The sequence below is a fragment of the Burkholderia sp. Bp9031 genome (genome assembly GCF_003857965.1).
GTDB lineage: Bacteria > Pseudomonadota > Gammaproteobacteria > Burkholderiales > Burkholderiaceae > Burkholderia > Burkholderia ambifaria_A.
The window spans coordinates 107,737-125,309 of the sequence record NZ_QTPW01000013.1; the positions used below are offsets into that span (position 1 = coordinate 107,737).

The window sequence follows — 17,573 nt, forward strand, 5'->3', positions numbered from 1 at the left end:
GGAGCGGGCGTGCCCGGGCCGTGCTCCGGCCCGGCGCTCCGTTTGCCCCAGGCCGCCCCGGCCGGCATGCCTGTAAGCGTCTTGTTATACTCGGCGCCACCCGGGGACGACCTTGGGTCATTCGCTTCAACGGGGACGGCCCCATCCGATACGGAGTACGTCGAGATGGCGTGGGTATTGTTATTGATCGCCGGTTTGCTGGAAGTGGCCTGGGCGGCCGGCATGAAATCGTCCGAGGGTTTCACGAAACTCGGACCGTCGGTGTTTACGATCGTGACGGCGCTCGCCAGCTTCGGGCTGCTCGCGGTCGCGATGCGCCAGTTGCCGCTCGGCACCGCGTATGCGGTGTGGACGGGCATCGGCGCAGTCGGCGCGTTCGTGTTCGGGATCGTGATGATGGGCGAGGCGCTGACCGTCGCCCGCGTCGCGAGCGCGTCGCTGATCGTGCTTGGGCTGATCGGCCTGAAACTGTCGTCGGCTGCCTGAAGCCGACCCGCCGGGCGCCGGCCGGCGCCCGCGCCCGGCCGTGACGCACTGCGGAATTGCGCCGGCCCTCCTGATAGCCTGTCTATAATGGAACGCATTCGGGCCTGAATGCCGTTGCGCCGTTCGCGGCAGGCGGCGCCGGTCGCCACGCGCCGCGCGGCCGGTCATACCGACTCGATCCGATCAATCGGCAAAGCGCACGGAAAGTGCAAGGAGAGGGCCATGATCGAAGCCATTTCGCTCGGCGCGGGGCTCGCGTGGGCGAGCGGGCTGCGCCTTTATCTGACGGTGCTGATCGCCGGCGTGCTTGCGCGGGTCGGCTGGCTCCATCTGCCTGATACGCTCGCGGTTTTGACGTCGCCGTGGGTCATCGGTGCCGCCGCCGTGCTTGCCGTCACCGAATTCCTTGCCGACAAGATTCCCGCGTTCGATTCGCTGTGGGACGCCGTGCATACCTTCATCCGCATTCCGGCCGGCGCGGTGCTGGCCGCCGGTGCGCTCGGCCATGCCGACCCGACCGTGCTCGCGGTCGCCGGGCTCGCCGGTGGTTCGCTTGCCGGTGCCGCGCACATCGCGAAGGCCGGCACGCGCGCGCTGATCAACCTGTCCCCGGAACCCATCTCCAACTGGGTCGCATCGTCCACCGAGGACGGGCTCGTGTTCGGCGGCCTCGCGCTCGCATTCTTCGTTCCGCTCGCATTCCTGGTGCTGCTCGCGGCGTTCATCGCGGCGTCGGCCTGGGCGCTGCCGCGTCTGTGGCGCGGCGTGTCCGGCGGGTTCCGCGGGATGGCGAACCACATGGTGACGCGGCTCAACTCGATCGGGGGCAAGCGCGATTGAAGGCGCCGTCACCCGCCGAGCGGCAGCACGCTGACCCGTCGCCGGCCGGGCGGCCCGGCCATGCCGGCCGCTTCGGCTGGCGCGACCTGATCCACCAGGCCGCGCGGATGACCGCGCGCGACTGGCGTGCCGGCGAACTGACGCTGCTCGTGCTGGCGTTGGTGCTCGCGGTCGCGGCGCTGACGAGCGTCGGTTTTCTCGCCGACCGGCTGCGCCAGGGGCTCGAGCGCGACGCGCGCCAGATGCTTGGCGCCGATTTCGTCGTGCGTGCCGATCATCCCGTCGATCCGTCGTTCGATCGCGAGGCGCACACACTCGGGCTGCGCACCGCGACGACCGCGATCTTCCCGAGCATGATCGCGTCGGCCGCAGGCGGCCAGGCGAGCGATGCGGCGCCCTCGCGCCTCGCGGCCGTGAAGGCCGTGTCGCCCGGATATCCATTGCGCGGCGCGGTCGAGATCGTGCCGGCCGGCGCGATCGCCGCGCACAAGGCGAGCGCGATTCCCGCGCCCGGCACCGTGTGGGCCGATCCGGCGCTGCTCGATGCGTTGCATCTGAAGGCGGGCGACACCGTGCGCGTCGGGCTGCGCACGTTCACGGTCGCCGCGTCCATCTCCCGCGAACTCGATCGCGGTTTCTCGTTCGTCAATTTCTCGCCGCGGCTGATGATGCGCGCGGACGAACTCGCCGCGACCGGGCTCACCGGCTACGGCAGCCGCGTCACGTACCGGCTGCTGGTCGCCGGCGACACGCCGGCCGTCGCGCGCTTCGAGGCTTACGCGCACGGCCGCGTCGACGGCGGCAAGCTGCGCGGCGTCGGTCTCGAATCGCTGCAGGAGGGCCAGCCGCAGGTGCGCCAGACGCTCGATCGCGCGCGCCATTTCCTGACGCTCGTCGCGCTCCTGACCGCGCTGCTCGCGGCGGTCGCGATCGCGATGGCCGCGCAGCGCTACATGCGGCGCCATCTCGACGGCTGCGCGACGATGCGCTGCCTGGGCGTGAGCCGCCGCACGCTCGGCGCGCTGTTCGCGCTCGAATTCGCCGGCATCGGCATCGTCTCGGGCGTAGCGGGGGCGGTGCTTGGCTACGGCGGCCACTGGGCGCTCCTGACTGCGCTCGGCAGCCTGATCGACGTCGTGTTGCCGCCGCCGACACTCTGGCCCGCACTCGTCGGCATCGGCGCCGCGCTCGTGCTGCTGCTCGGCTTCGCGCTGCCGCCGCTCGCGCCGCTCACGCGCGTGCCGCCGGTGCGCGTGCTGCGGCGCGACTGGGGCGACGCGTCGCGCACCGCGTGGGCCGCGTATGCGATCGGCGTCGTGCTGTTCGCGGGGCTGCTGATCGTCGCGGCGGGCAACCTGAAGCTCGGGCTGATCGTCGCGGGCGGGTTCGCAGGCGCGTTGGTCGGTTTTTCGCTGATCGCGCGGGCCGTGCTGTACGCGGCGGCGCGCGCGGTGCGCAATGCGCGCGTGGCGGCGGGCATCGGCTGGCGCTACGCGCTCGCGTCGCTGCACCGGCGCGGCACGGCGAGCGCGCTGCAGATCACCGCGCTCGCGCTGGGCCTGATGTGCCTGCTGCTGATCGCGATCACGCGCAACGACCTCGTCGCCGGCTGGCGGCAGTCGATGCCGCCCGATGCGCCGAATCAGTTCCTGATCGACATCCAGCCCGACCAGCGCGCCGACGTCGCCACGTGGCTCGCCGCGCACGGCGTGCGCGACGCCGTGCCGGCGCCGATGGTGCGCGGCCGTCTCGTCGCGATCAACGGCAAGCCGGTGAACCCGGACGCGTATCCGTCGGACGAGGCGCGCCGGCTCGTCGACCGCGAGTTCAACCTGTCGTATACGACCGAGCTGCCGTCCGACAACCGGATCGTCGCGGGTGACTGGTTCGGCCATTCGGCCAGGCCGCAGATCTCGATCGAGGCAGGGCTTGCGAAGACGCTGAACGTGAAGCCGGGCGACACGCTGCGCTTCGACGTGACGGGGCTGACGGTCGACGCGCCGATCACCAGCGTGCGCAAGCTCGACTGGGGCTCGTTCCGCGTCAACTTCTTCGTGCTGATGCCGCCGCCCGTGCTGAAGGATTTTCCGGCCGTGTACCTGACGAGCTTCCACCTGCCGGCCGAGCAGGCGGCGCTGCTCGATCCGCTGATCGCGCGCTACCCGAACCTGACCGCGATCGACGTCGCGCCGATCCTCGCGCAACTGCAGCGGATGATGCTGCAGGTGGTCGGCGCGGTGCAGTTCCTGTTTGCGTTCACGCTCGCGGCCGGCGTGCTCGTGCTGTACACGGCGCTTGCCGGCTCGCGCGACGAGCGCGTGCGCGAGGCCGCGCTGCTGCGCGCGCTCGGCGCGTCGCGCGCGCAGGTGAGCGCGGTGCAGCGCGCCGAATTCATCGTCGTCGGCGCGCTGGCCGGCGCGCTCGCGTCGGCGGGCGCGATCGTGGTCGGCTGGGTGCTTGCGTCGCGCGTGTTCGACTTCCAGCTCGCCGTCGATCCGTGGCTCGTGCCGGCCGGCATCGCGGCTGGTGTCGCGTGCGCCGGTGCGGCCGGCTGGCTGAGCCTGCATAATGTGTTGCGGCGCCCCGCGCTGCAGTCGCTGCGCGACGCATGAGCGTTGCCGGCGGCCCCAATATCCCGTTTCCGATTATCCGTATGACCGATGTGAATGATGATGCGCCGTCGCAGCCGACGGCGTTCGAGCTCGTGGGCGGCGAAGCCCGCGTGCGCGAAATGGTGGACCGTTTCTACGACCTGATGGATCTCGAGCCCGAGTTCGCGGAGATTCGCGCGCTGCATCCGGCGTCGCTCGACGGCTCGCGCGACAAGTTGTTCTGGTTCCTGTGCGGCTGGCTCGGCGGCCCCGACCACTACATCAGCCGGTTCGGCCATCCGCGGCTGCGCGCACGGCACCTGCCGTTCCCGATCGCGTCGGTCGAGCGCGACCAATGGCTGCGCTGCATGGCGTGGGCGATGGAGGACATCGGGTTGCCCGAGCCGCTGCGCGAGCGGCTCATGCATTCCTTCTACGACACGGCCGACTGGATGCGCAACCGGCCCGGTTGATCGACCGGTACGCCGCCGTCCGGCCGCCGGGCGATCTGCGTCTGGCCGCCTGTCCGGCGCGGCACGACACTGACCGTTTCCCCATCGCTACGAGGTTCGCCCGATGACGACCGAGGCGCTGTTTCGTGAAGATGCCTATCTGACGCAATGCGAGGCCGTCGTTGCAGCCGTCGGTGATGACGGCATCCGGCTCGACCGCACCGTGTTCTATCCGCTCGGCGGCGGGCAGGCCGGCGACAGCGGCACGCTGACGCTGTCCGACGGCAGCACGATCGCGATTGCCGACACGCGCAAGGCGAAGTTCGACGGCGCAACGCCGGACGACGCCGTGCACGTGCCCGCGGCGGGCCAGGAGGCGCGCATCGCGTCGCTCGCGCCCGGCACGCGCGTGGTCGCGGACATCGACTGGCTGCGCCGCTACCGGCACATGCGGCTGCATACGGCCGCGCACCTGATGTGCGCGGTGCTGCCGTACCCGGTCGACGGCTGCAGCGTGACGGCCGACTACGTACGGCTCGATTTCGCGACGTCGGACGCGATCGACCGCGTCGACGTCGAGCGCCGTCTCGCGGGGCTGGTCCACGGCGCGCACGCGGTCACGACCGAATGGATCACCGATGCGGAGATGGTCGAGCGGCCGGAGCTCGTGCGCACGATGAGCGTGAAGCCTCCGATGGGGCTGGGCCGCGTGCGGCTGCTGCGCATCGCCGGCGTCGATCTGCAGCCGTGCGGCGGCACGCATGTGCGCAATACGTCGGAAATCGGCAACCTGCGGGTCGCCAGACTTGAAAAGAAGAGCGCGCGGACACGGCGCCTCGTACTGGAGTTTGCATGACGATCGACAACCTGGCGGACAGCCCCGCGGCGCTCGATCCGCAAGCGCGCGAGATTCTCGATTTCTGGTTCGGCGAGCCGGATTCGGCGGCGTTCGGTCACACGCGCAAGGTATGGTTCAACGGCGGCGCGACGTTCGACGACGTGCTGCGCACGCGCTACGGCGCGTTGCTCGACGCCGCGTGCGACGGCGTCTGCGATCGGTGGGCCGGCACGCCGCTCGGCGCACTCGCGTTGATCGTGGTCCTCGACCAGTTCTCGCGCAACATTCATCGCGGCACGCCGCGCGCATTCGCTGCCGATCCGAAGGCATTGGCGCTCGCGCGGCGCGTTGTCGCGGCCGGGTGGGACGCGCAACTGCCGAGCGGCCATCACCGCGCGTTTGCGTACCTGCCGTTCGAACATGACGAGTCGGACGAGAGCCAGCGCGAGGCCGTGCGGCTGTGCGCGGGCATTCGCGGCGAGGCCGGGTGCGAGAGCTATCACCACTTCGCATTGCGTCATGCAGCCGTGGTCGAGCGCTTCGGTCGGTTCCCGCACCGGAACGCGATTCTCGGCCGCGCGTCGACCGACGAAGAGAAGGTATTCCTGCGCGAGCCCGGTTCGTCGTTCTGACGTGCGGGGCGGCGGGGTGGCGGCCATGAAGCCGCGCTCGCGCTGCGTGCCGGAGATGACGACGGCGCCGTTGCGCGGCGCCGCCTTGCGTCACCGCGCTTCGTGTTTTTCGGGCGTGAGCACGTAGACGCGCAGCAGTTCCTCGTCGTCGCCCGGGCGCGCGCCGGTCCAGAACAGTTTCCATTCGCTGCCGGGCGCCGGATCGACGGCCCGCACGCCCTGGACGATCATCCACGTGCAGCGCGTCGTCTTCGCGTCGTCGATCGGCGTGTGCTGGATTCCGGAGAAGTAGTACAGCATCGGCGCTTCCGATTCGCCGAGCCCATGCAGGCTCGCCATGCAGTCGCCGTCGCTCCACTCGAGCGCCAGGTGCGCGTTCAGGTCGTCGAACACCGACCGGTAGCTCTTGGCGACGTCGAGCCACGGCAGCAGCAGCGTGTACACGAGGCCCCACGCGACCAGCGCGCCTGCGCCCCACGACAGCACGCCGCGCCACAGGCCGGTCGTGCGCAGCTTCGGCAGCAGCCACAGCCAGCCGAGCGTCAGCACCAGCGCGCCGATCACCAACCCGGGCACGATCGGCATCGTCCAGTCGAGCGGCAGCCAGCGGCCGAGCGGCGCGAGGCTTGCACGCGATGCGCCCGGATCGGCCATCACCGCCCAGATCACCCACGCGAGCGCGACGACGATACCGAACAGCAGCCGGCTCAGGTAATCCCACGCGAGATGCAGCCCGCGCGGCAGGCGTTCGATCGCCTGCGCGGCGACCAGCGCGAGCGGCGCGAAGAACGGCAGGATGTAGAGCTGGCGCGAGGTCGCGGACACTAGCAGCACCGCGAGGCCGATGCTGGCGAACAGCACGGGCAGCGCGATGCGCGGCGTACGCCACTCGCGCCATGCGCCGCGCGCCAGCGCGGCGATCGCGAGCGGCGCGACCGGGAAGCCGATGAGCAGGAACGCACGCAGGATGAAGAACGGCTTGTCGTTTTCCGCGCCGAGCTCCGGTACCGAGAAGCCGAAGAAGCGGCCGACGTTGTTGTCCCAGAACCACGTCATGAACAGGGTCTCGGAGCGCAGGAACAGCGCGGTCGGCCAGATGAGCGCGAACGGCGCGAACACGAGCGCGGCGACACCGAGCGAGCGTGCGAACGCGCGCGTACGGCAGGCGGGGTAGAGCACCAGCGCGCCCATGAGCGTGGCCGCGAACACGAGCGGCACGAACAGCCCCTTCGTCATCAGCGCGATGCCGACGCCCGCGCCGAAGATCGGCGCGGCCCAGCGGCCTGACGGCTGCACCGGCAGCCCGTGGCGCATCTGCCGTGCGCGCGCGACGTGCTGCATCACGAGCTCGAGCAGTCCGCAGAAGCCCATCGCGGTGCCGGCGAACAGCGCGACGTCCGTCATCATGTCGTGCACGTGCTTGATGACGACCAGCGTGCCTGCGCTCAGCACGACGGGGCCGATCACGCGCAGGTCGAGCCAGCCGTCGGCCCGGCTGGCACTGCGTGCCGCGCGTGCGATGAAGCCGAACGCAAGCGCGGCGAACAGTGCGCTCGCGAGCCGCGCGGCGTCGTGCAGCGGCATCACGCGCTGCAGCAGCCACGCAAGACTCGTCGCGACCCACGCGTAGAGCGGCGGCTTTTCCATGAAGGGCAGGCCGGCGTTGGTCGGCACGACGAAGTCGCCCGTATCGAGCATGTGCTGGATGATGCCGAACGTATAGGTTTCGTCCTGCTTCCACGGATCGTGGCCGAGCACGCCTGGCAGCGTATACGCGCAGACCAGCGCGGCGACCAGCAGCCATACGCGCCAGCCGAGGCGCAGGACGCGATCACGGGCGGCATTCGTCGCGGGGGCACCGGCCACGGCAGGCGTGCCGGCGGCATTCAGCGTCGCGCTGAGGTCGGGATCGGCGGCTGATCGGGCGTGCGTAGCCGAAGCGGGCACGGAGGACGTGCGTCGCCGGCCGGGTGCTGCTGCTCCTGGCATGGAAAAGATCTCGGTCGGGTCAAGCCGGTCCGGCGACATGGGCCGGGACCAATAAGGGGCGCATCAAGGCGAAATGACAGTCGGATGACCGGCTGTTTTGGCTTGGCGCTAGTAGAGCATGGAATTGTTACGGATGTTTACTGAAACTGTCGCGATATTGTGGAGATTTGTCGTGCCGTGACTGCGGAATGTTTCAGTCGGCGCATGTCGGCGCCGTCGAGGGTGGTTATCGGCCGCCGCCGACGTCGAGCAGGGCGCCCGTCGTGTAGGACGCCGCATCGCCGAGCAGCCAGACGATCGCTTCGGCGATCTCCTGCGCTTCGCCCGCGCGGCCGAGCGGGGACTGCGCGCCGAGGCGCGCCGCGCGGCCGGGCTGGCCGCCGCTCGCATGGATCTCGGTTTCGATCAGGCCGGGGCGTACCGCATTGACGCGCACGCCGTGCGGGCCGAGTTCCTTCGCGAGGCCGATCGTCAGCGAATCGACCGCGCCCTTCGAGCCCGCGTAGTCGACATATTCGTTCGGCGAACCGAGCCGGGACGCGATCGACGACACGTTGACGATCGCGCCGCCGCGCCCGCCGCGATCGGTGGACAGCCGGCGCGCGGCTTCGCGCGCGCACAGGTAGGCGCCGAGCACGTTGGTGTCGAACATCCGCCGCAGTCGGTCGACCGTCATGTCGGCAAGCGGCATCGACGGCGCGACGATCCCCGCATTGTTGACGAGCGCGTCGAGGCGGCCGAACGTCGCCGTGACGGCGTCGAACATCGCGATGACGTCCGCTTCGTCCGCGACGTCGCCGGCGACGACGCACGCGCGTGCGCCGGCGTCGCGAACGGCTTGCGCGGTCAGTTCGGCTGCCGCCGCGTCGCGCGCGTAGTTGATGCCGACGTCCCAGCCGCGCTCGGCGGCGAGCACGGCGGTCGCGCGGCCGATGCCGCGGCTCGCGCCGGTGATGAGGACGGCCTTGCGATCGGACGGTGCGGGCATCGCGCGGGGCTCCCGATGAGCGTTACTTGGCGGCGTCGGGCGCCCACTTGTCGAGGGCGGGCGGCTGGTAGCGGCGCAGCTGCTCGATCAGCGCGACCGGTTCGGAGTCGATGCACAGCGCGTCGAAGTAGGCCGGACGCATGAAGCCTTCGTCGACCGTATGGCGCAGCAGCGCGATCAGCGGATCGTAGAACGAATCGATGTTGTACAGCGCGACGGGCTTGCGGTGATAGCCGAGCTGCGCCCACGTATAGACCTCGAACAGTTCCTCGAGCGTGCCGGCACCGCCGGGCATCGCGACGAACGCGTCGGCGAGGTCGGCCATCATCTTCTTGCGGTGGTGCATGTCGGGCACGACATGCAGCTCGGACAGCCCGGTATGACCGACTTCCTTGTCGACCAGCAGTTCGGGGATCACGCCGACCGCACGGCCGCCGGCCGCCATCACTTCATCGGCGATCACGCCCATCAGGCCGACACGGCCGCCGCCGTAGACGAGTGTCAAGCCCGCATCGACGAGTGCGCGGCCGAATGCGCGCGCGGCGTCCGCATAGACGGGCCGCACGCCGGACGACGACCCGCAATAAACACAGACTGCCTTCATTGCTTCGTATCCTTCGCCGCGGGCCTGGCGGCGACCGGACTGCCCGCGGGGCGCGGCGAACCGTCGCGCGGCGGCAGGTAGTCGGTGAACTCGCGCTTGGGCAGCTTGCCGGAGACGAGATCGTCGAACAGCTGGCGCGAACGGCCGCGCAGGTACGGGGCCATCACCGAGATCACGTGCATGCTCACCTGATGCAGCTCTTCGCGGATCGCGTCCTGGTCGTTGTACTTGCGCGGATGCATCACGTACTGATACGACAGCCAGTACGTCGAGATCACGGCCATGTTGGTGGCGATGACTTCGATCTCGGCGGGCGTCGCGACCATTTCGGCGTCGGACACGAGCAGTTCGCACATGTCGTGCGCGAAGCGCACCTTGTGGCTGATGATCTGCTTGAAGTGCGTCTCGAGCGTGCGGTTGCGCGCGAGCAGGTCGTTGAGGTCGCGATACAGGAACCGGTAGGTCCACATGAAGTCGGCCATGTACTGCAGGTACGACCAGGTCTCGTCGATCGTCGGACGGTGATCTTCGGGGAAGCGCAACCGCCGTTCGATCTGCTGCTCGAACTGCGCGAAGATGCTGTTGATGATGTCGTCCTTGTTGCGGAAATGGTAGTACAGGTTGCCTGGACTAATTTCCATTTCCTCGGCGATCGTCGTGGTCGTGACGTTCGGCTCGCCGATCTCGTTGAAGAGTTTCAACGACAACTCGAGAATCCGTTCGCGCGTGCGGCGGGGAGGTTTCGCTTCCATGTCGTCCGGCCCTGTGTGTGCCGGACTGGCGGGCGCTGCAATCGATGCTGCGAGATTCGTCCGGCGCGGGTTGCTGTTCTAAGTCTAGCGGCCGATTATAAACCGCTGTTTCCTTACAACGGGCGCATTTCGTGATCGCGATGCGTTCCGCGCATGGTGCACCGCCGCACGCCGGCGATGCCGAGGGCGCGCTAGAAGCCGAGCCAGCGCGCGACGACCGGGCCGAGCACGAAGCCCCACGTCGTCACGCATGCGAACAGCGCGACCGTGACCGCCGCGCTGCCGAGGTCCTTCGCGCGCTTCGACAGTTCGTGGCGCTCGAGCGAGATGCGGTCGATCGCGGCCTCGAGGCTCGAGTTCAGCAGCTCGACGATCAGCACGAGCAGCACCGACGCGATCAGCAGCGCGCGCGATGCGGTCGGGACCGGTGAGAACGCAGCGATCGGCAGCATCAGCGCGGCGAGCGTGAGTTCCTGGCGAAACGCGCTCTCCTCGCGGATCGCGACGCGAAACCCGTTCAGCGAATGCTTGAGCGCGTACCACGCGCGCGTGATGCCCCGGTGGCGCTTGTACGGGTTCGGCGGCAGCGGTGCCAGACGATCGTCGGGGCCGAACGGCTCGTGCGTGTGCACGTCCGCGTCGGCGTGCGGCTCTTCTTCGTCGAACGGACGATGCAGTTGCGCGGTCGCGGCAGGGGGCGGGGTCTTGTCGTTCAGGTCTCGTTTCAAACGGCGGCACCTTCGGCGGGCGAGTACGCGGTCTTCGGCAGCGGCTTCAGATGCGACGCGAACTGCTCGGATGCCGCGCGCCACGAGAAGCGCTCGGCCCACGCGCGGGCAGTCTCGCGTTCGATCTTCAGCGCCTCGAGGCAGGCTTCCTGCAGGTCTTCGTGCATCGCGCCGGCATCGCCCCCCGCGAGCACGTCGATCGGGCCCGTCACGGGGTACGCGGCGACCGGCGTGCCGCACGCGAGCGCCTCCAGCAGCACGAGGCCGAACGTGTCGGTGCGACTCGGGAACACGAACACGTCGGCCGCAGCATACACCTTGGCGAGCTCGGCTTGCGACAGTACGCCGAGATAGTTCGCTTCCGGATAGCGCGATTTCAGCTCGGCGAGCGCCGGGCCTTCGCCTGCGACCCACTTCGAGCCGGGCAGGTCGAGACGCAGGAACGCCTCGACGTTCTTCTCGATCGCGACGCGGCCCACGTACAGGAAGATCGGCCGTGCGGTATTGAGCACCTTCGACTCCATCGGCCGGAAGATGTCGAGATCGACGCCGCGCGTCCACAGCACGACGTTCGTGAAGCCGAACTTTTCGAGATCCTGCTTCACGACCGGAGTCGGCGCCATCACCGCGAGCGACGGCCCGTGGAACCAGTGCAGGAACTTGTAGGTCGCCGACAGCGGGATGCCGAAGCGCGCCTGCACGTATTCCGGAAAGCGCGTGTGATATGCGGTCGTGTACGGCAGCTTGCGCGCGCGTGCATAGCGTCGCGCGGCGAGGCCGAGCGGGCCTTCGGTTGCGATGTGCAGCGCGTCGGGTCCGAACGCATCGATGCGGGCGCGCAGCTTGCGGTACGGCAGGATCGACAGGCGAATCTCGGGATAGGTCGGGCAGGGCACCGTGCGGAATTCCAGCGGCGTCAGCATTTCGACCCGGTGGCCGAGCGCGGTGAGTTCGCGGGAAGTGCTCTTCAGCGTTCGCACGACGCCGTTGACCTGCGGTTCCCACGCATCGGTGACGATCATGATCTTCATCGCGGCATGTGTCCTGTAAGTGGGGTTGTTGTGTCAGGCGGTGGCCTTGGCCTTGCGCGACGGGGCGGCGGACGGCGCGGTGCGCATCGCCGTCCAGTAGACGATCTTCAGTTCGCCTTCCATCGTTTCGACGAGCGCGGACAGGCTCTCGACCCAGTCGCCGTCGTTGCAGTACAGCACGCCGTCGATGTCGCGGATCTCCGCCTTGTGGATGTGCCCGCACACGACGCCGTCGCAGCCGCGGCGGCGCGCTTCGTCGGTCATCACGGTCTCGAACTGCGAGATGAAGTTCACCGCGTTCTTCACCTGGTGCTTCAGGTACTGCGACAGCGACCAGTACTGGAAGCCGAGCCGGCTGCGGATCCGGTTGAACCAGCGGTTCAGCACGAGGATCAGCGTGTAGAGCGTGTCGCCGAGATACGCGAGCCATTTCGCGTGCTGGATCACGCCGTCGAACAGGTCGCCGTGCACGATCCACAAACGTTTGCCCGCGAGCGTCGTGTGAAACGCCTCGCCGCGCACCTGGATGTCGCCGAACGCGAGGTCGCAGAATTGCCGCGCGCCTTCGTCGTGGTTGCCGGGGATGTAGACCACCTGCGTGCCCTTGCGCGCCTTGCGCAGGATCTTCTGGACGACGTCGTTGTGCGCCTGCGGCCAGTACCAGCCCTTCTTCAGCTGCCAGCCGTCGATGATGTCGCCGACGAGGTACAGGTACTCCGAATCGTTGTGGCGCAGGAAGTCGAGCAGGTACGGCGCCTGGCAGCCGCTGGAGCCGAGATGGATGTCGGACAGCCAGATCGTGCGGTAGCGATGCGTGGACGGTTCGGGGTCGCCATGCGTAGCGTGCGCGGCCGTCGGCTCGTGCGACGAAAGGGCATCGGTTGCAGCCGAGCCGGACGGGAAGGCGGTGACGGCGCGTGCGCCGAGCGGTTGACGGAACAGGGAGGTCGCGGACGTTTTCTGGCCCATGCATGACTCGCGCCGGTTGACATTACCGGCATTGCGCCATGCGGGCGTGACCATGCCGTGACAGTCACGAGACGTTCTTATTACTGTCGTTGCGGCGTGTTTAGCAGTGAATGCGGTGGCGTTGTGTAACGTGCCGAACCGACCGGCCTGCCGCTATAGGGAAAGCCGCGCGGGGCGGTCGTGCAGGCGTTTTCGACGGGTTTCGTCTGGCGGATGCGCGCAGGCGGGGGAGCCGGCCGCGGTCGTGCGGACCGCGCGGCGCGTCAGCGCGGAATCGCGACGACGCGCGTGCGCGCGAGGCGATCGTGCGGGAACTGGCGACCGGCGTGCAGGCGGGCGGCGCCGGCCCACGCGGCGATCCAAGCGCCGGCGAGCGCGAGCGTGACGGGCACCGACAGGCCGAGCAGCGGATGCAGCGCGAGCGGCGGCAGGAACCACAGCCAGCCGAGCGCATAGCGGACGAGTGCATGCGCGGCGTTCAGCGGCCGGCCGCTCGACGACTCGAGCCGCAGCCGCCAGGTCTTCATCGGCAGCGTCTGGCCGCCGTGGGTCCAGAACCAGACGAAGTACGCGCCGACGACGAGCGCGATCCAGGCGGCGAGGAGGTTGTGATGAACGAGACCGTTGCGCTGCTGCGTCGCGAGGCTGAACGCGAGGCCCGCGAAGAACACGACGCCGAACAGCAGCACGGCTTCGTACAGCAGCGCCGCGAGGCGCCGCCGCACGGACGGCGCGGTGACGGCCGGAGCCTCGGGTGCGGGGGCGCTCGCCACGGCCGCTCAGGAACCCTTGAACATCGACGGCGCGTCGGCCGGCGACACGGGCGTGACGACAGCCGGTGCGGTTGCGGGCGCGGTGCCGGACGTGGACGACGCGACGGGTGGCGCGCCGGCACCGGCCGATGCGGGTACCGATGCCGGAGCAGGGTTGCTCGCCGGATGCTCGTGCGAATTGACGAGACGGCGCACGTCACGGTCGGCGACGGTCGGCGGCGCGCTGACGACGCTCGGCCGGCGGCGGCGCTCGGTCGCGGCGAGGCGTTGCTTCTGTTCTTCGGGCAACTGCTGGTAAGCCTTCCACGCACGCTCGCGCGCCTGCGCGGACAGTTCCTTCGCGCTCTGGTAATTCTCGCGCGCGACGCGGCGCTGCTCGGGCGTCATCCGCGCCCATTCGGACATCCGGTCCTGCAGGTGCTTCTGCTCATCAGGCGTCAATTTCGCGAAACGCGATGCGATTTTCAGCCATTTGCGTTTGCGAGCGTCGCTGAAGCCGTCCCACTGGTCGGCGAACGGCGCGAGCGCCGCGTGTTGCGCGGGCGTGAGCCGCGCCCACGACAGCGGGCCGTTGGCGGCCGGCAGCGGCAGGGGCAGCGGCGCGAGTTCGGTGGTCAGCCCGGTGGCGGCCGAGGTCGGCGCGGGCGCGCTGCTGGCCGCGGCGGAGACCGTCGCGGGCGGCGGGTTGAATCGGGAATAGGTGGCGACGTAGGAAACGGCGATCGCGATCACGCATCCGAAAAATACGGCCAGGCCCCGTTTCTGACTCACCCGTGCGATCCCCTCGTTATTGTCTGTTAGCGTGCGTGCGAAAGATACGCGTTGAACCCGTGATCGAGATACGCGTTGAGCGGCAGGTCGTCGCTGAGCATCGCCGCGTCGATGTCGGCGAGTTCGGCGGTGCGCTGCATGTCTTCCCAGTAGGCGATGCCGACGAGCCCCGCGAGCAGCAGCGCGAGCGGCCAGGCGCGCAGCAGGCGGCGCGCGAGCGATGACTGCGGGCGGCTCGCGGGCGGCGTGCCGTATGTGCCGGCTGCGCCGGCGAAGGCGGGCACGAACACCGGCGCGGTCGCGGCTTCAGGCTTTTTGCGCGCGAGCGCGGCCCGGCGCGCGACGGCCAGGCGATCGGTGGTCGCGGCAGGCAGCGCCGCGGCACGTTCGTCCAGCGCGCGGCGGACCTTCAGCGCGAATTCGTGTTCTCGATTTACGGGAGCGGAGCTCATAGCGTGATTCCTTTGGCCTTGAGCGCTTGCGCCAGGGTGTGGGTGGCTCGCGAGCAGTGCGTCTTGACGCTGCCTTCGGAGCACCCCATTGCGGCGGCAGTCTCGGCGACATCCATATCTTCCCAATAACGCATCAGGAACGCTTCCCGTTGACGCGTCGGAAGTTTCTGGATTTCCTCGTCGATCAGGGCCAGAACCTGCTCCCGCTCGAGGCGGTGCTCGGTGCTCTCGACCCCTGCATTGTCGTCCGCGGATTCGAGCGTTTCCAGCGGATCGAAGTCGTCGTCGTCCGTGTTGTTGAGCGACGAGAAGAGCGTGACCCAGGTATTGCGGACCTTCTGCCGGCGGAACCAGTCGTGGATCGCGTTCTGCAGGATCCGCTGGAACAGCAGCGGCAGCTCGGCCGCCGGCCGGTCGCCGTATTTCTCCGCCAGCTTGATCATCGCGTCCTGCACGATGTCGAGCGACGCATCGTCGTCACGCACGGCGTACGCAGCCTGCTTGAACGCGCGCCTTTCGACGCCCGCCAGAAAGTCGGCGAGTTCCTTGTCTGATGCCATTCCGTAAAGGTATGCGCTGCGGACTGCGGCGTGTGAAAGGTCGAAAAATTTCGTAAAACCCGCGGATGCTAACAAATTTTCGCGTGACTTGGCACCGGTGAGGGCGCGGGACGTTGCGCGCGAACCGCGTCCGCGGGCCGCGGGGCGGGGGCCATGATGCGCTGCGGGATATTTTGCTTGACGACCCAACCATGACCCGCTATCGTCAACGATTCGCAACATGAAGTGATGGTCTCATTTGAGGCTGGCCCAAGAAGCCCGCCCTTCAAACTGGACGCGCCGCTTGAACCCGAGCCACAAGCCCGGCAGAGAGCACCCGATCAATTTTTTGCCGAAAATTCGAAAGGTCAAAATGAACATGCCCAGCGCGGAATTCTCCACGTCGGAACCCCTTTCCCCTCCCGATAGCGACTCCATCGGCGCCACCGTGCTCATGAAGGCACTGGCCGACGAGAACGTCGAATTCATCTGGGGCTACCCCGGCGGCTCGGTACTCTACATCTACGACGAGCTTTACAAGCAGGACAAGATTCAGCACGTGCTGGTGCGCCACGAACAGGCGGCCGTGCACGCAGCCGATGCGTATGCGCGTTCCACCGGCAACGTCGGCGTCTGTCTCGTGACGTCCGGCCCCGGTGTCACCAATGCGGTGACCGGCATCGCGACGGCCTACATGGATTCGATCCCGATGGTCGTGATCAGCGGCCAGGTGCCGACTGCCGCGATCGGCCAGGACGCGTTCCAGGAATGCGATACGGTCGGCATCACGCGTCCGTGCGTGAAGCACAACTTCCTCGTGAAGGACGTGCGCGACCTCGCGGAAACCGTCAAGAAGGCGTTCTACATCGCCCGCACCGGCCGTCCAGGCCCGGTGCTGATCGACATCCCGAAGGACATCTCGAAGACGCCGTGCCAGTACGAGCCGGTCAAGAGCGTGTCGCTGCGGTCGTACAACCCCGTCACGAAGGGCCATTCGGGCCAGATCCGCAAGGCCGTTTCGCTGCTGCTGTCGGCGAAGCGTCCCTACATCTACACGGGCGGTGGCATCATCCTCGCTGATGCGGCGCGCGAACTGAACCAGTTCGCCGACCTGCTCGGCTACCCGGTCACGAACACGCTGATGGGCCTCGGTGGCTATCGCGCGTCGGACAAGAAATTCCTCGGCATGCTCGGCATGCACGGCACCTACGAAGCGAACATGGCGATGCAGCACTGTGACGTGCTGATCGCGATCGGCGCCCGCTTCGACGACCGCGTGATCGGCGACCCGGCGCACTTCGCGTCGCGGCCGCGCAAGATCATCCACATCGACATCGACCCGTCGTCGATCTCGAAGCGCGTGAAGGTCGATATCCCGATCGTCGGCGACGTGAAGGAAGTGCTGAAGGAACTGATCGAACAGTTGCAGACGGCCGAGCATGGCCCCGACACCGACGCGCTCGCGCAGTGGTGGAAGGACATCGAGAGCTGGCGCGCGAAGGACTGCCTGAAGTTCGACCGCGAGAGCGAGATCATCAAGCCGCAGTACGTGGTCGAGAAGGCGTGGGAGCTGACGGACGGTAACGCGTTCGTGTGCTCGGACGTCGGCCAGCACCAGATGTGGGCCGCGCAGTTCTACCGTTTCAACAAGCCGCGTCGCTGGATCAACTCCGGCGGCCTCGGCACGATGGGCTTCGGCCTGCCGGCAGCGATGGGCGTCAAGATGGCGCACCCGGACGACGACGTGCTGTGCATCACGGGCGAAGGCTCGATCCAGATGTGCATCCAGGAACTGTCGACCTGCCTGCAGTACGACACGCCCGTGAAGATCATTTCGCTGAACAACCGCTACCTCGGCATGGTCCGCCAGTGGCAGCAGATCGAATACAGCAAGCGCTATTCGCATTCGTACATGGATGCGCTGCCCGACTTCGTGAAGCTCGCCGAAGCGTACGGCCATGTCGGCTTGCGGATCGAAAAGACTTCGGATGTGGAGCCGGCGCTGAAGGAAGCGCTGCGCCTGAAGGACCGCACCGTGTTTCTCGACTTCCAGACCGATCCGACCGAAAACGTCTGGCCGATGGTACAGGCCGGCAAGGGCATCACCGAGATGCTGCTCGGATCGGAAGATCTGTAAC

18 protein-coding genes are annotated in these 17,573 nt (G+C 68.2%); 7 read left to right on the plus strand and 11 right to left on the minus strand.

The window, feature by feature from the left end; translation table 11 throughout:
• Positions 1-165: 165 nt before the first annotated feature.
• From sugE to DIE15_RS18780, 6 genes are all read left to right on the plus strand, one after another.
• On the plus strand, positions 166-486 hold the full coding sequence (sugE, locus tag DIE15_RS18755; protein ID WP_057929236.1) for a quaternary ammonium compound efflux SMR transporter SugE: 321 nt from the start codon (positions 166-168) through the stop codon (positions 484-486).
• A gap of 222 nt (positions 487-708) precedes the next feature.
• Positions 709-1,326, plus strand: a complete 618-nt coding sequence (locus DIE15_RS18760; RefSeq protein WP_057929256.1) for a DUF4126 domain-containing protein — start codon at positions 709-711, stop codon at positions 1,324-1,326.
• Between the two features lie 107 nt (positions 1,327-1,433).
• Positions 1,434-3,938, plus strand: coding sequence for an ABC transporter permease (locus DIE15_RS18765; protein WP_124834071.1), 2,505 nt, complete (start codon positions 1,434-1,436; stop codon positions 3,936-3,938).
• A 41-nt stretch (positions 3,939-3,979) separates the two neighbouring features.
• Positions 3,980-4,390 (plus strand): group II truncated hemoglobin, encoded by a 411-nt coding sequence (locus DIE15_RS18770; RefSeq protein ID WP_057929235.1) that lies wholly within the window; start codon positions 3,980-3,982, stop codon positions 4,388-4,390.
• Positions 4,391-4,493: 103 nt separating this feature from the next.
• Positions 4,494-5,225: an alanyl-tRNA editing protein gene (locus DIE15_RS18775; protein WP_057929234.1), complete on the plus strand. Its 732-nt coding sequence runs from the start codon at positions 4,494-4,496 to the stop codon at positions 5,223-5,225.
• On the plus strand, positions 5,222-5,839 hold the full coding sequence (locus DIE15_RS18780; protein ID WP_057929233.1) for a DUF924 family protein: 618 nt from the start codon (positions 5,222-5,224) through the stop codon (positions 5,837-5,839). Before DIE15_RS18775 ends, DIE15_RS18780 begins: the two co-directional genes overlap by 4 nt.
• A gap of 90 nt (positions 5,840-5,929) precedes the next feature.
• On the opposite strand, the gene DIE15_RS18785 is transcribed toward DIE15_RS18780, so the two are convergent.
• From DIE15_RS18785 to DIE15_RS18835, 11 genes are all read right to left on the minus strand, one after another.
• Positions 5,930-7,828: a glycosyltransferase family 39 protein gene (locus DIE15_RS18785; protein ID WP_124834046.1), complete on the minus strand. Its 1,899-nt coding sequence runs from the start codon at positions 7,826-7,828 to the stop codon at positions 5,930-5,932.
• Between the two features lie 226 nt (positions 7,829-8,054).
• Positions 8,055-8,816: an SDR family oxidoreductase gene (locus tag DIE15_RS18790; protein WP_057929232.1), complete on the minus strand. Its 762-nt coding sequence runs from the start codon at positions 8,814-8,816 to the stop codon at positions 8,055-8,057.
• A gap of 22 nt (positions 8,817-8,838) precedes the next feature.
• Entirely contained in the window at positions 8,839-9,420 is a 582-nt protein-coding gene (locus DIE15_RS18795; protein WP_057929231.1) for a TIGR00730 family Rossman fold protein, read from the minus strand.
• Entirely contained in the window at positions 9,417-10,172 is a 756-nt protein-coding gene (locus DIE15_RS18800; RefSeq protein ID WP_057929230.1) for a TetR/AcrR family transcriptional regulator, read from the minus strand. Before DIE15_RS18800 ends, DIE15_RS18795 begins: the two co-directional genes overlap by 4 nt.
• Positions 10,173-10,363: 191 nt before the next feature.
• Complete coding sequence (locus tag DIE15_RS18805; RefSeq protein ID WP_124834047.1) at positions 10,364-10,900, minus strand: diacylglycerol kinase; 537 nt, start codon at positions 10,898-10,900, stop codon at positions 10,364-10,366.
• Positions 10,897-11,931 carry a glycosyltransferase family 1 protein gene (locus DIE15_RS18810; RefSeq protein WP_057929228.1) on the minus strand — a complete coding sequence of 345 codons (1,035 nt, stop codon included), beginning with the start codon at positions 11,929-11,931 and terminating at the stop codon, positions 10,897-10,899. The genes DIE15_RS18805 and DIE15_RS18810 overlap by 4 nt, the downstream gene beginning before the upstream one ends.
• A gap of 33 nt (positions 11,932-11,964) precedes the next feature.
• On the minus strand, positions 11,965-12,900 hold the full coding sequence (locus DIE15_RS18815) for a UDP-2,3-diacylglucosamine diphosphatase (RefSeq protein WP_057929227.1): 936 nt from the start codon (positions 12,898-12,900) through the stop codon (positions 11,965-11,967).
• A 263-nt stretch (positions 12,901-13,163) separates the two neighbouring features.
• Complete coding sequence (locus DIE15_RS18820) at positions 13,164-13,673, minus strand: RDD family protein (protein ID WP_124834048.1); 510 nt, start codon at positions 13,671-13,673, stop codon at positions 13,164-13,166.
• Positions 13,674-13,679: 6 nt separating this feature from the next.
• The gene (locus DIE15_RS18825) at positions 13,680-14,444 is read right to left on the minus strand and encodes a DUF3106 domain-containing protein (protein ID WP_124834049.1); all 765 of its coding nucleotides are present in this window, start codon (positions 14,442-14,444) and stop codon (positions 13,680-13,682) included.
• A gap of 26 nt (positions 14,445-14,470) precedes the next feature.
• Positions 14,471-14,896, minus strand: coding sequence for a DUF3619 family protein (locus DIE15_RS18830; protein WP_057929224.1), 426 nt, complete (start codon positions 14,894-14,896; stop codon positions 14,471-14,473).
• Entirely contained in the window at positions 14,893-15,456 is a 564-nt protein-coding gene (locus tag DIE15_RS18835) for an RNA polymerase sigma factor (protein WP_014896488.1), read from the minus strand. The genes DIE15_RS18830 and DIE15_RS18835 overlap by 4 nt, the downstream gene beginning before the upstream one ends.
• A 352-nt stretch (positions 15,457-15,808) precedes the next feature.
• Between DIE15_RS18835 and DIE15_RS18840 the strand changes: the two genes are divergently transcribed.
• On the plus strand, positions 15,809-17,572 hold the full coding sequence (locus DIE15_RS18840; RefSeq protein ID WP_057929223.1) for an acetolactate synthase 3 catalytic subunit: 1,764 nt from the start codon (positions 15,809-15,811) through the stop codon (positions 17,570-17,572).
• Position 17,573: the final 1 nt, after the last annotated feature.